Raw genomic sequence first — 12,918 nt, forward strand, 5'->3', positions numbered from 1 at the left:
GTGTCAGCGGCCGGTGAGCCGCTTGGCGTCCGCCAGGTGGGCGGCCAGCCGGCGCTGGATGCGGACGGTCGCCTCGTCCAGTGCCTTGCGGGTGCGCCGCCCGCTGCCGTCACCGGCATCGAAGGGGTCCCCGAAGACCACATCGACCCGGCCGCGCAGCGGCGGCAGGCCGCGTACCAGGCGGCCGGTGCGCTCGGTGCTGCCCAGCACGGCCACCGGCACGATGGGCGCGCCCGACCGTACGGCGAAGTAGGCCAGGCCGGCCCGCAGTGCGGCGAAGTCGCCCTCGCCCCGGGTGCCCTCCGGGAAGATGCCCAGCACCCCGCCCTGGGCCAGGACCTCCAGCGCCCCGGTGACGGCGGCCCGGTCGGTGCCCCTGCGGTCCACCTCCAGCTGGCCGATGGAGCGCAGGAACCAGCCCAGCGGGCCGACAAAGGCTTCCTTCTTGACCAGGAAGTGCGCCGGGCGCGGGGCGGTGCCCATCACCATCGGGCCGTCCACATTGTGCGAGTGGTTGACGGCCAGGATGACCGGCCCGGCGGCGGGCACCCGCCAGGCGCCCAGCACACGGGGCTTCCACAGCCCGTACATCAGCCCGATGCCGATCCGCCGGCCGGCGGCGGCCCCGGAAGCGGAAGGGTTCACGCCGCCCGCTTCTCCTCCACCAGGGTCACCACACACTCGATGACCTGCTCCAGGGTCAGCTCGGTGGTGTCCACCTCGACCGCGTCCGCCGCCTTTGCCAGCGGGGAGGTCTTGCGGCCGGAGTCGGCCGCGTCCCGCTTGACCAGCGCGGCCTGGGTGGCGGCCAGGTCGGCGGCGTCCTTACCGGTCAGCTCACCGCTGCGCCGGGCGGCACGGGCCTCCGGCGAGGCGGTGAGGAAGATCTTCAGGTCGGCGTCCGGGAGCACGGTGGTGCCGATGTCCCGGCCCTCGACCACGATGCCGGCCGGGGCCGCGGCGGCGATGGCCCGCTGCAGCTCGGTCATCCGGGTGCGCACCTCGGGGACCGCGCTGACCGCGCTCACCGCGGCGGTGACCTCCTGGGTGCGGATGGGCGCCGAGGCGTCCAGGCCGTCGACCGTGATGGTGGGCGCGGACGGGTCGGTGCCGGAGACGAGCTCCGGCTTGCCGGCGGCCGCGGCCACCGCCGCGGCGTCATTGACGTCGATGCCGTTGCTCAGCATCCACCAGGTGATGGCCCGGTACTGCGCCCCGGTGTCCAGGTAGCGCAGGCCCAGCTTGGCGGCCACGGCCTTGGAGGTGCTGGACTTGCCCGTGCCGGAGGGGCCGTCGATGCCGACGATCACTGCTGCCGGTGCGGTCCGGGCGGCGGTTTCCACGGTGTCAGACACCTTCCTGTGTACGGGCTGTCCTAGGGGCTGGCCTATGAGCGGTGGGCTCACCCAAGGTTACTGGCTCGCCGGAGCGCCTCGTGCAGCCGTACGGTCCCCCGGCTACCGCCGCACCGGCCAGCCGCGCTCGCCCAGCGTCGCGGCCAGGTGCTCGGCCACCGCCGGGTCGACCATCAGCTGGATCAGACCGGCCTGCTGGCCGGTGGCGTGCTCGATGCGGACGTCCTCGATGTTGACGCCCGCCCGCCCGGCGTCGGCGAAGATCCGGGCCAGCTCGCCCGGCTGGTCGCCGATGAGCACGGTGACCGTCTCATAGGCGGCCGGGGCCGCCCCGTGCTTGCCCGGGACGCGGGCCCGGCCGGCATTGCCCCGGCGCAGCACGTCCTCCAGCTCGGCCGCGCCCTTCTCGCCCGCTTGCAGGGCGCGCAGCGCCCGTACCGTCTCGTCCAGGTCGCCGGCCAGCTCGGCCAGCACATCGGCGACCGGGCCGGGGTTGGCGGACAGGATCTCCAGCCACATCCGGGGGTCGGAGGCGGCGATCCGGGTGACATCCCGGATGCCCTGGCCGCACAGCCGCACCGCCGTCTCATCGGCGCCGGCCAGCCGGGCGGCGACCATGCTGGAGACCAGCTGGGGGGTGTGCGAGACCAGGGCCACCGCCCGGTCGTGGGCATCGGCGTCCATCACCACCGGGACCGCCCGGCACAGGGCCACCAGCTCCAGGGCCAGATTGAGGACCTCGGTGTCGGTGTCCCGGGTGGGGGTCAGCACCCAGGGGCGGCCCTCGAAGAGGTCCGCGGTGGCGGCCAGTGGGCCGGAGCGCTCCCGGCCGGCCATCGGATGGGTGCCCAGGTAGGCGCTGAGGTCACAGCCCAGCGCCTGGAGCTCCCGGCGCGGGCCGCCCTTGACGCTGGCCACGTCCAGATAGCCGCGGGCCAGCCCGCCCTCGATGGCGCCGGCCAGGGTGGCCGCGATGTGCGCGGGCGGCACGGCGACCAGCGCCAGGTCCACCGGCCCGGCCGGCTCCTGGTCGGTGCCGGCGCCCAGGGCGGCGGCGGTACGGGCCTGGTCGGGGTCGTGGTCCCGGAGGTGGACGCGCACCCCGCGGCCCGCCAGGGCGAGCGCGGCGGAGGTGCCGATCAGTCCGGTGCCGATGACGAGGGCGGTACGCACTGGGTGAAGTCCTTGCTGTGCGCGGGCGGTTCGTGGTGGCTCCACCCTAGTGCGCCGTCGTGCGGGCCCTGCGCGGGTGGGCGCGGTCCGGTACAACGTGGACATGATCTTTCATGTGGTGCCGCTGGACGACTGGCTGGCCATCCCCGACCGCCCGTACGCCCCCGCCTCCCTGGAGACCGAGGGCTTTGTGCACTGCTCCCCCGACGAGGCGACCACCCTGGCGGTGGCCACGGCCTTCTACCGGGAGGTGCCGGGGCCGCTGATGGTGCTGCTGATCGATGAGCACAAGCTGGATGTGCTGGTCCGCTGGGAGGCCCCGGCCGGCCCGCCGCCGCCCGGAGTGCCGGCCGGGACGCTCTTCCCGCATGTGTACGGGCGGATCAGCCGGGACGCGGTGGACGGGATGATGGAGATCGAACGGGACGAGGAGCGGCGCGCGGTGGGCCTGGCGGTCTGGTCCTGACCATCGTCCTGGACCACGGAAATCGAGATGACGCCGCACCAGGCCCGCTGCCAGCATGACCGGTCATGCACTCCCTGGTGACCGAGCACACGGTCTACTCCTGTGTGATGGGCTCGCGTGCCTTCGGGCTGGCGACCGAGGACAGCGACACCGACCGGCGCGGCGTCTATCTGGCGCCCACCGAGATGTTCTGGGGCTTCACCAAGCCGCCCACCCATGTGGAGGGGCCGGGCGAGGAGCGCTTCTCCTGGGAGCTGGAGCGCTTCTGCGAGCTGGCGCTGCGGGCCAACCCCACGGTGCTGGAGTGCCTGTACTCCCCGCTGGTGGAACGGGCGGACGCGACCGGGCGGGAGCTGCTGTCACTGCGCGGGGCCTTTCTGTCCCGGCAGGTACACCAGACCTTCGCCGGCTATGCGGCCGGGCACCTGGCCAAGGTCACCACGGACATCAAGGCGCATGGCGCCCCACGCTGGAAACGGGTGATGCACCTGATCCGCCTGACCCTCAGCTGCCGGGACCTGCTGCACACCGGCCGGCTGGTGGTCGAGGTCGGCGACCGGCGGGAGCGGCTGCTGGCGGTGCGCCGGGGTGAGCTGTCCTGGGCGGAGGTGGAGTCCTGGCTGGCCGTGCTGCACCAGGAGACCGAGGCGGCCGCGGCGGCCACCCCGCTGCCGGCGGAGCCGGACCGGGCCCGGGTGGAGGACTTCCTGATACGGGTGCGGCGCGCGTCGGCCCTGGCCTGACGCGCGCCGCAGCGCGCTTCCGCGGGAGCCCTTACAGGTCGACCTCGCGCATCAGCATGCCCACCTCGGTGTTGGTCAGCCGGCGCAGCCAGCCGGACTTCTGGTCACCCAGGGCGATGGGGCCGAAGGAGGTGCGCACCAGCTTGTCGACCGGGAAGCCCGCCTCGGCCAGCATCCGCCGCACGATGTGCTTGCGGCCCTCGTGCAGGGTGACCTCGACCAGGTAGTTCTTGCCGGTCTGCTGGACGACCCGGAAGTTGTCGGCCCGGGCGTAGCCGTCCTCCAGCTCGATGCCGCTCTTGAGCCGCTTGCCGATGTCCCTCGGCAGCGGGCCCTGGATGGCGGCCAGATAGGTCTTCTGCACGCCGTACCGCGGGTGGGTCAGCCGGTGGGCCAGCTCACCGTGGTTGGTGAGCAGGATGATGCCCTCGGTCTCGGTGTCCAGGCGGCCGACGTGGAACAGCCGGGTCTCCCGGTTGGTGACATAGTCGCCCAGGCACTGCCGCCCGTCCGGGTCCTCCATGGTGGAGACCACGCCGGCCGGCTTGTTGAGCGCGAAGAACAGGTACGACTGGGTGGCGACGGTCAGGCCGTCCACCTTGATCTCGTCCTTCTCCGGGTCGACCCGCAGGCCCTGCTCGGTGACGATCTGCCCGTTGACCTCGACCCTGGCCTGCTCGATCAGCTCCTCGCAGGCGCGGCGGGAGCCCATGCCGGCCCGGGCCAGCACCTTCTGCAGCCGCTCGCCCTCCTGCTCGCCGAAGGTCTTGGGCAGCTTCAGGGCCGGCTTGTTGTGCCGCTCCCGGTTGCGCTCCTCGATCTGGGCGTCGTACTCACGGGGACGGGCCGGGGGCTGGGGACGGCCGCCGCGGCGCGGGGCGCCCTTGTCGCCGGTGGGGCGCTTGGGGCCGCCCTTGGCGCCGCCGCGGGCCGCGGTGCCCCGGCCGGTGCGCTCCGCGTCCGGGCCCACGTCGTAACGGCGCTCCTCGGGGCGCGGCCGGCGCGGGCGCTGCTCCTGCTGCCGGTCGTCCCGCCGGTCGTACCGGCCGCCGCCGGAGCGTCCACTGTCCGAGCGCCCGGCGCCAAAGCGCCCGCCCTCGGAGCGCCCGCCCTCGGAGCGCCCGCGACCACCACCGGACGCCGGACGGGGGGATCCTCCGCGCCCGCCCCGGTCGTCCCGGTTGCCGCTTCCGCTGTTCCTGCCGCTGCTTCGCATCAAAGTTCCGTCTTGTCGTCCGCTTCGGTGTCCGGGGCGTCCGGATCGAATGACGGGACTCCTTCCTGGGAGTCGCCTTCAACCGCTTCCGCCTCGGGGAGGAACGGGGCGAGCTCGGGAAGCTCGTCCAGGCCGCGCAGCCCCATCCGCTCCAGAAAGTAATTCGTCGTCCTGTACAGGATCGCACCTGTTTCGGGTTCCGTCCCCGTCTCCTCCACCAGTCCGCGCTGGAGGAGCGTGCGCATGACGCCGTCGCAGTTCACCCCCCGGACGGCGGAGACCCGCGAACGGCTGACCGGCTGACGGTACGCGACCACGGCCAGGGTCTCCAACGCGGCCTGGGTCAGCCGCGCCTGCTGGCCGTCCAGCACAAAGGACTCCACGGCATCGGCGTACTCGCCCCGGGTGAAGAACCGCCATCCGCCGGCCACCGGCCGCAGGTCGAAGCCGCGCCCCTGGACGGTGTACTCGTCGGACAGCCGGCGCAGCTCATCGGCGATCTCCCGCCGGGGCCGCTGCAACACCTTGGCCAGGTGCTCCTCGGTGACCGGCTCGTCCACCACCATCAGCACGGCCTCCAGTGCGGGCCCGATGGGCAGCGCGGCGACGCCGGCGGGTGGCTCGGTGGCCGTACCGGCTTCGGAGGGGGCGCCGGGCCCCGCGTCTGTCACCGTCTCGGTCCGGAAGTCCGTCACGCCCTTGTCTCCTCTGCCGTCCGCGCCGCCCGTTCCCCCGCTTCCCCCGATTCCTCCGCCTCCGGCCCGTCCGGCCCCCGGTCGAACTCGTCCGTCACCTGGGGCACCTCGTCCGCCGAACCGGTCCAGCGGACCATCAGCTCGCCCAGGGCCTGCTCCTGGTCCAGGGCGACCGCCCGCTCCCGGTACAGCTCCAGCAGGGCCAGGAAGCGGGCCACCACGGTCAGGGTGTCCGGGGCGTCGGCGGTCAGCCGGGCGAAGGATGCCTCGCCCTCCGTGCGCAGCCGGGTGACCACGACCTCGGCCTGCTCCCGGACGCTGACCAGGGGGGCGTGGATATGGTCGACGTACACCTGCGGCCTGGGCCTGGGCTGCATGGCCTTGACCGCCAGTTCGGCCAGCCGCTGGGGGCCGATGCCCAGCACCACCTCGGGCAGCAGTTCCGCGTGCTGCGGCTCCAGGCCGACCGTACGGGGGTGGCGGCGGCCTTCCACCGCCAGCCGCTCGCTGAAGATCTCCGCGATCTTTTTGTACGCGCGGTACTGGAGCAGCCGGGCGAACAGCAGGTCGCGGGCTTCCAGCAGGGCCAGGTCGGCCTCGTCCTCCACCTCGGCGGCGGGCAGCAGCCGGGCCGCCTTGAGGTCCAGCAGGGTGGCGGCCACCACCAGGAATTCGGTGGTCTGGTCGAGGTCGAACTCCGGCCCCATGGCCCTCAGATGGGCCATAAACTCATCGGTCACCTTGGAGAGGGCGACCTCGGTGACATCCAGCTTGTGCTTGGAGATCAGCTGGAGCAGCAGGTCGAAGGGCCCCTCGAAGTTGTCCAGCCGCACGGTGAACCGGCCGTCGGTCTCCTCCCGCTCACCGGGCGGAGGGGCCGCCTCCTCGGCCGCCACGGCTCCCGATTCCGCCTCCGCCGGCTCGGCGGGGGGCGGCGTGGCCGGGCCGTCCGGGCCACGGCCCAGCGGGCGGCGGCGGGGAGCGGCGGGCGTGGGGGTGGGCATGCGGAAGTGGTCCAAGGAAGCTGGGGCGGGGCCGACTGCGATACGGGCCGTTGCCCGCGCACGGCAGGCTATCGGCGAAGCGGCTCAGCGGCCGCGCAGGCGGCGTACCAGAATGCTCGCGTCGCCCCGCGCCTCCAGGTCGGCGAGGACGACCGCGACGGCCTCCCGCACGATCCGGCCGCGGTCCACGGCCAGCCCGTGTTCGCCGCGCAGCACCAGCCGCGCGTGCTCAAGGTCCATCAGCTCCTCGGCGGAGACATAGACCGTGATCTTCTCATCGTGGCGTTCCCGGCCGCTGGGCCGGCGGTTGGCGGCCCGTCCCCGGCGGCGCGGGGCCGCGGGCTCGCCGCGGTCGGCGCCACGGCCGGTGGCGGCACGCTCCGGGGCGGCCGCGGGCCGCTCCTCCGGCTGTTCCTTGGCGGGCGCGGTGGCACCGGCGGTCCCGCGTCCCGCCTCGGCGGGCTCCGCGGCGGCCGGTCCCGGCACCCGGGCGGGCGTCTCGCCGTTCACCTTCTTACGGGGGGACGAGGACTGCAGCCCCACCCCGCCGGTGGTGCGGAACAGTTCGTCGGCGCCGGGCAGACTCACTCGGCGTGACACCGGGCGAGCACCTCCCTGGCCAGCTGTCGGTAGGCGGCGGCACCCACGGAGTTGGACGCGTAGGTGGTGATGGGCTCTCCCGCGACGGTGGTCTCCGGGAAGCGGACCGTACGGCCGATGACGGTGTGGTAGACGTGATCGTCGAACGCCTCCACCACCCGGGCCAGGACCTCGCGGCTGTGCACCGTCCGCGAGTCGTACATGGTGGCGAGGATGCCGTCCAGCTCCAGCTCGGGGTTGAGCCGCTCCTGGACCTTCTCGATGGTCTCGGTGAGCAGGGCCACTCCGCGCAGCGCGAAGAATTCACACTCCAGCGGGACGATGACCTTGTGAGCGGCCGTCAGGGCATTCACCGTCAGCAGGCCCAGCGAGGGCTGACAGTCGATCACGATGTAGTCGTAGTCGGCCATCAGCGGCTTGAGCGCACGCTGCAGGGTGGACTCCCGGGCCACCTCGCTGACCAGCTGGACCTCGGCGGCGGAGAGGTCGATGTTGCTGGGCAGCAGGTCCATGTTGGGCACCGCGGTCTTCAGCAGCACCTCGTCGGCCGACATGCCCCGCTCCATCAGCAGGTTGTAGACCGTCAGATCCAGCTCCATGGGGTTGACGCCCAGTCCGACGGAGAGCGCTCCCTGCGGGTCGAAGTCGACCAGCAGCACCCGGCGGCCGTACTCGGCCAGCGCGGCACCCAGGTTGATGGTGGAGGTGGTCTTGCCGACCCCGCCCTTCTGGTTGCACATCGCGATGATCTTCGCCGGACCGTGGTCGGTCAGCGGGCCCGGGATCGGGAAGTAGGGCAACGGCCGGCCGGTGGGACCGATGCGCTCGCGGCGCTGGCGAGCGGCGTCCGGTGCGAGCGTGGCCGCGTACTCGGGGTCCGGCTCGTATTCGGCGTCGGGGTCGTAGAAGTGCCCTTCGGGCACTTCCTCGTAGTCGGCGAGACGGGCGGGATCACCGCCGCGGTCACCGGCCATGGCGTTCACGTGTTGACCGTCCATCATGCTCTGGTGGGCTGTCGGGTTCTGGTGGGCTGCGAAGGTGTGGACAGCGACGGAGCCGACAGCTTGGAGTCCGGCGGTGTGACTCCGGTCCTGCGCAGGCATTCCTGGGTGACCACCCCCGGGAGCAAATGTCGACTCATTCACAAGTCGTCCTACCTCCTTGGTGACCAGGAAACATCTAGATAGGTCAGCGTGGCACCATGCCGACGGTTGGCGACTCTATGGCGTGTCGGCGGTTCGCAGCAACACAATCCGCCGGAGACGGCACGATGTGTCGGCAATCGAACGCCCTTCTGTCAAGGGTGTTCCGCCCATCACCCGCAACTTTTGACATCGCGTCGACGGTACGGAAAAAAGCCCGGCAGGGCCTTGCCGTGCAAGGCCCTGCCGAATGGTTTTTCCCGCTGTGACGGATTTGACGCCTCAGCCGAGCAGCGTGCTCAGCTCGACGCAGGCCAGACCGTGCGCCTCGGCGACCGGACCGTAAACAACCTGTCCCTCATGGGTGTTGAGACCCTTGGCCAGCGCGGCGTCCCGGCTGAGCGCCTCCTGCCAGCCGCGGTTGGCCAGCTCCACGATGTAGGGGAGGGTGGCGTTGGTCAGCGCGTAGGTGGAGGTGTTGGGCACCGCACCCGGCATGTTGGCCACGCAGTAGAAGACCGAGTTGTGGACGGTGAAGGTCGGCTCGGTGTGGGTGGTCGGCCGGGAGTCCTCGAAGCAGCCGCCCTGGTCGATCGCAATGTCGACAAGTACACTTCCGGGCTTCATCTTGGCGACCAGCTCGTTGGTGACCAGCTTGGGGGCCTTGGCGCCCGGGATCAGCACCGCACCGACGACCAGGTCGGCCTCGACACAGGCCTTCTCCAGCTCAAAGGCGTTGGAGACGATCGTCTGCACCTTGGTGCCGAAGACCTTGTCGGCCTCGCGGAGCTTGTTGATGTCCTTGTCCAGCAGGGTGACGTGGAAGCCCAGGCCCACGGCGATCTGCGTGGCGTTCCAGCCGGAGACGCCGGCGCCGATGACCACGGCCTTGCCCGCGTGGGTGCCCGGGACGCCGCCCGGCAGCACGCCACGGCCACCGGCCGAGCGCATCAGGTGGTACGCGCCGACCTGCGGAGCCAGCCGGCCCGCGACCTCGGACATCGGGGCCAGCAGCGGCAGCGCGCGGTTGGCGAGCTCGACCGTCTCATAGGCGATGGCGGTGGTGCCGGACTGCAGCAGGGCGTCCGTGCACTCGCGGGAGGCAGCCAGGTGCAGGTAGGTGAAGAGGGTCTGGCCCTTGCGGAGGCGGTGGTACTCCTCCGCGATCGGCTCCTTGACCTTCAGCAGGAGGTCGGCGATGGCCCAGACCTCATCGGCGGTGTCCAGGATGTCCGCGCCCGCCGCCGTGTACTCGGCGTCGGTGATGGAGGAGCCGACACCGGCCCCCTTCTCCACGAAGACCTGGTGGCCGTTGCGCACCAGCTCATGGACGCCGGCCGGGGTGATGGCCACGCGGAACTCGTTGTTCTTGACCTCGCGGGGGATGCCGACCTTCACGTAGATCACGGTCCTTGAATCAGGGAATTTCAGGTTAATCCGGATATGCGGGGGCACACCAGAGCAGACCGCATCGATCGCGGCGCACCCAGTCTAATGAAGGATGTCGCGCTGTCTAGCCTTACAAAGCACCAATTTTTGCGGGATGGGCCGCCGATTTCTTAGGTTGCCGGACTTTTACCCGGAGTAAGCGGCAGTAGCCGACAGCGCCCGGCCGACAAGGGGAGCCCCACCGGGCGGACAAGGGTCAGGGGTGTTGCGTGGGTGCGGCTCAGCGCGCCGCGGGCGCGTCCTGCTCGCACCGCAGCGCGGCCGCCGCCTCCCGGTGCAGGGCGGCCGCGGCCGCGTCCCCCGCCCGCTCCAGCAGCTCGGCGGCTCGCAGCCGCACCGTCGCCTGCAGGGAATCGTCCCCCGCGAACCGGGCGCACTCGACCGCCTCCGCGGCGGTACGCAGCGCCTCCTGCGGCCGCCCGGAGAACTCCTGCACCCGCGCGATCTCGCTCAACGCCCGTGCCTGCCCGGGCAGATCACGCAGCCGCCGTCCGACCGCCGCCGCCGCGCGCCAGTCGCGCAGCGCCTCGGCCCACAGCCCGGACTGGGTGTGCACCGTGCCCCGGCACCCGTAGAGCCTTGCCTGGTCGGCCAGTTCACCGCGGGTGAGCCGCAACTCCAGTGCTCTGCCGTACCAGTCGGCCGCCCGCTGCCAGTCACCCAGCTCCTGGTAGGCGGCGGCGATCGACTCCAGCGAACGGCTGGTGGCATAGGGGTCACCGGAGCGGCGCGCGGACTGCAGCGCCTCCCGATAGCGGACCAGCGCGCCCTCGGTACGTCCGGCCCGGGCGTCCAGATCGCCCAGGTTCAGCAGCGCGGCCGCCTTCTCCAGCGGCATCTCGCAGCGCTCGGCCACATCCAGCACCAGCTGGTGCAGCCCGTACAGCTCGGCCGCGGCCTCCTCCGCGGTCAGGTGCGCGGTGAGCGCCCGGGTCAGCGCGGCGACCAGGCGCCGGGCCAGGGTGTCCAGACGGCCGTCCCGCACCGCCAGCCGGGCCGCCGCCAGCAGGGCGGGCAGCCGGGAGCGCAGCCACTCCCCGGCCACCCGGGAGGAGGGGAACCGCAGCGGCCGGGGCAGCTCGGCGACCCGCTTGCGCACCGAGGGGTTGTCCAGTTCGGCGGCGGCCCGGCAGGAGTGCAGCTGGCGCACCACCCGTTCCAGCATCCTGGCCCGGGCCAGCTCCACCTCGGCGGGCCGTTCCCGTTCCGCCAGCAGCAACCCGAGCATCGGCGCCAGGCAGCCCGGCACCTGGTACTGCGCGGGCAGCGCCCCCGGGGCGCCCGGCAGCCCGTCCACCGCCACCGGTCGCAGCATCCCGCGCGCGGCGAAGTCCTCCAGCGCGGCCTGGGCGGCGGACAGCGAGCAGCCGGCCAGCGCGGAGGCGGTGTGGGCGTCGGCCGGTCCGGCCGGGGCCAGGGCCAGCAGGCGCAGGATCCGGGCGGGCAGCTGGGGCAGCGCGTCATAGGCCAGCCACAGGGCCCGGGCCAGCGGCCGGGCGGTGCCCTGGTACTCCTCCGGCACCGCCAGCTCGCGCAGCCGCCGGGCCGCGTCGGCCACCGACATCTTGGGGTGGGCCGCCAGCCAGCCGCCGACCAGCACCAGGGCGGCGGGCTGTCCGCCGCACTCCTCCACCACCGCGCCCGCGGCCATCGGGTCACAGGTGATCCGGGTCGGGCCGGCGTACCGCTCCAGCAGCTCGATCCCGGCGGCCGGCTCCAGTCCGCCCAGGGTGCACGGGCGGACGTCCGGCACTCCGGTCAGCGGGCCCCGGGAGACCGCGAGGACCAGGCAGTCCGGCTCGTCCGGGAGCAGTGGTTCCACCTGTTCGGCGCCCGCCGCGTCGTCCAGGAGCAGCAGCACCCGCCGGCCGGACAGGGCCCGGCGCAGCGCCTCGGCCAGTTCGTCCTCGTCGGCACCGGCCCGGGCGGGCGCGGCCAGTTCGGCCAACAGGGCGCGGGCGGTGCGGTCGGTGGGGACCGGGGTGCCATCGGCGTCGGTGAGCCGGGCGCGCAGCACCCCGTCGGGGTACTCGCGCTCCAGCTGCCGCGCGAGTTCCTCGGCGAGCGCCGTACGGCCGGAACCCGGGCGCCCCGCGATCAGCAGGACCCGGCTCTGCGGGGGCTTGCGGCCGGAGAGGGTGTCCAGACCGGTCCGGTCGATGTCCTCGCGCAGTTCCTTGAGTTCCCGGCCACGGCCGATGAAGCGGGAGGCGCCCATCAGCGTGGCCGTGGCGGAGGCGGCGTCCGCCCTGACGCCCACCGTCCGTTCCGTCCCGTCCTCCACGTGCACAAGCCGAGCCTAGTTCACCGGCGGGCAAGGCCGGGTGAACCGTAACCGCTTCCTGCGAACATCACCTATTCGGTTAAGTCCTATGGAACGGCCGGAAACTGACCGGGAGCCGGCCGGGGACGGGACCGGTCAGGCCTCGAACGGCCGCGCGGGCCAGGGCGACTCGGCCGGCCGCAGCGCGTCCAGCCCGTCACCGGCCAGCGCGGCGGCCAGCGAGAGCACGCCCACCGTCAGGCAGGTGTTGTGCAGTTCGCCCGCGAGGATGCCGCGCACCAGGTCCGCCAGGGGCACCCGGGCCAGCTCCATGTCGGCCTCCTCCTCGAAGACCTCGAAGCGCTCCCCCTCCGCCTCGGAGAGGTCCCGGGCCAGGAAGACCCGTACCGCCTCGTCACAGCCGCCCGGGGAGGTGTAGACATCGGTCAGCACCCGCCAGTCCGCGGCCTTGACATGCGCTTCCTCGTACAGCTCCCGCTGTGCGGCCCGCAGCGGGTTCTCCCCGGGGACGTCCAGCAGCCCGGCCGGGATCTCCCAGAGCTTCTGCCGCACCGGGTGCCGGTACTGGTTGATCACCACGACCCGCCCCTGCCCGTCCAGCGCCACCACGGCGACCGAGCCCGGGTGCACCTGGTAGTCCCGGTTGACGGTGGAGCCGTCCGGCATCACCACCACATCGGTGCGCACGCTGGTCTTGTTGCCGGTGAACGGCGTCTCGGTGGCGGTGACCTGCCAGCTCTCGGCGGTGTCCTTGATGCGCATCTCTTCGTCCTCCAGAAAAGCGAAAACCG

The 12,918-nt window shown here is 72.5% G+C and carries 13 protein-coding genes; 2 read left to right on the forward strand and 11 right to left on the reverse strand.

What is annotated here, in order from left to right; translation table 11 throughout:
• Nucleotides 1–3: 3 nt before the first annotated feature.
• The 3 genes from ACIHFE_RS23375 to ACIHFE_RS23385 all read right to left on the reverse strand — a co-directional run bounded on the left by ACIHFE_RS23375 (nt 4) and on the right by ACIHFE_RS23385 (nt 2,528).
• The gene (locus ACIHFE_RS23375) at nt 4–591 is read right to left on the reverse strand and encodes a lysophospholipid acyltransferase family protein (protein WP_400109308.1); all 588 of its coding nucleotides are present in this window, start codon (nt 589–591) and stop codon (nt 4–6) included.
• A 50-nt stretch (nt 592–641) separates the two neighbouring features.
• Complete coding sequence (gene cmk, locus ACIHFE_RS23380) at nt 642–1,355, reverse strand: (d)CMP kinase (protein WP_400109229.1); 714 nt, start codon at nt 1,353–1,355, stop codon at nt 642–644.
• Nucleotides 1,356–1,457: 102 nt separating this feature from the next.
• Nucleotides 1,458–2,528: a prephenate dehydrogenase gene (locus ACIHFE_RS23385; protein ID WP_400109231.1), complete on the reverse strand. Its 1,071-nt coding sequence runs from the start codon at nt 2,526–2,528 to the stop codon at nt 1,458–1,460.
• Between the two features lie 103 nt (nt 2,529–2,631).
• On the opposite strand from ACIHFE_RS23385, the gene ACIHFE_RS23390 reads away from it, so the two are divergent.
• On the forward strand, nt 2,632–2,994 hold the full coding sequence (locus tag ACIHFE_RS23390; protein ID WP_400109233.1) for a DUF952 domain-containing protein: 363 nt from the start codon (nt 2,632–2,634) through the stop codon (nt 2,992–2,994).
• A gap of 65 nt (nt 2,995–3,059) precedes the next feature.
• Entirely contained in the window at nt 3,060–3,737 is a 678-nt protein-coding gene (locus tag ACIHFE_RS23395; RefSeq protein WP_400109235.1) for a DNA polymerase beta superfamily protein, read from the forward strand.
• Between the two features lie 31 nt (nt 3,738–3,768).
• On the opposite strand, the gene ACIHFE_RS23400 is transcribed toward ACIHFE_RS23395, so the two are convergent.
• The 8 genes from ACIHFE_RS23400 to ACIHFE_RS23435 all read right to left on the reverse strand — a co-directional run bounded on the left by ACIHFE_RS23400 (nt 3,769) and on the right by ACIHFE_RS23435 (nt 12,889).
• On the reverse strand, nt 3,769–4,953 hold the full coding sequence (locus ACIHFE_RS23400) for a pseudouridine synthase (RefSeq protein WP_400109237.1): 1,185 nt from the start codon (nt 4,951–4,953) through the stop codon (nt 3,769–3,771).
• Entirely contained in the window at nt 4,953–5,519 is a 567-nt protein-coding gene (gene scpB / locus ACIHFE_RS23405; protein WP_400109310.1) for an SMC-Scp complex subunit ScpB, read from the reverse strand. Before scpB ends, ACIHFE_RS23400 begins: the two co-directional genes overlap by 1 nt.
• A gap of 125 nt (nt 5,520–5,644) precedes the next feature.
• Complete coding sequence (locus ACIHFE_RS23410; protein ID WP_400109239.1) at nt 5,645–6,652, reverse strand: segregation and condensation protein A; 1,008 nt, start codon at nt 6,650–6,652, stop codon at nt 5,645–5,647.
• An 84-nt stretch (nt 6,653–6,736) separates the two neighbouring features.
• Complete coding sequence (locus ACIHFE_RS23415; protein WP_400109241.1) at nt 6,737–7,252, reverse strand: hypothetical protein; 516 nt, start codon at nt 7,250–7,252, stop codon at nt 6,737–6,739.
• Nucleotides 7,237–8,355 carry a ParA family protein gene (locus ACIHFE_RS23420; RefSeq protein ID WP_400109243.1) on the reverse strand — a complete coding sequence of 373 codons (1,119 nt, stop codon included), beginning with the start codon at nt 8,353–8,355 and terminating at the stop codon, nt 7,237–7,239. The genes ACIHFE_RS23415 and ACIHFE_RS23420 overlap by 16 nt, the downstream gene beginning before the upstream one ends.
• 321 nt (nt 8,356–8,676) lie before the next feature.
• On the reverse strand, nt 8,677–9,792 hold the full coding sequence (ald, locus tag ACIHFE_RS23425) for an alanine dehydrogenase (RefSeq protein ID WP_400109245.1): 1,116 nt from the start codon (nt 9,790–9,792) through the stop codon (nt 8,677–8,679).
• 271 nt (nt 9,793–10,063) lie between these two features.
• Nucleotides 10,064–12,061 (reverse strand): tetratricopeptide repeat protein, encoded by a 1,998-nt coding sequence (locus ACIHFE_RS23430; protein ID WP_400109312.1) that lies wholly within the window; start codon nt 12,059–12,061, stop codon nt 10,064–10,066.
• 201 nt (nt 12,062–12,262) lie between these two features.
• Nucleotides 12,263–12,889 carry an NUDIX domain-containing protein gene (locus ACIHFE_RS23435; RefSeq protein WP_400109314.1) on the reverse strand — a complete coding sequence of 209 codons (627 nt, stop codon included), beginning with the start codon at nt 12,887–12,889 and terminating at the stop codon, nt 12,263–12,265.
• Nucleotides 12,890–12,918: the final 29 nt, after the last annotated feature.

It is taken from the genome of Streptomyces sp. NPDC052396 (assembly GCF_044593195.1).
In the GTDB taxonomy this organism is placed as follows: domain Bacteria; phylum Actinomycetota; class Actinomycetes; order Streptomycetales; family Streptomycetaceae; genus Streptomyces.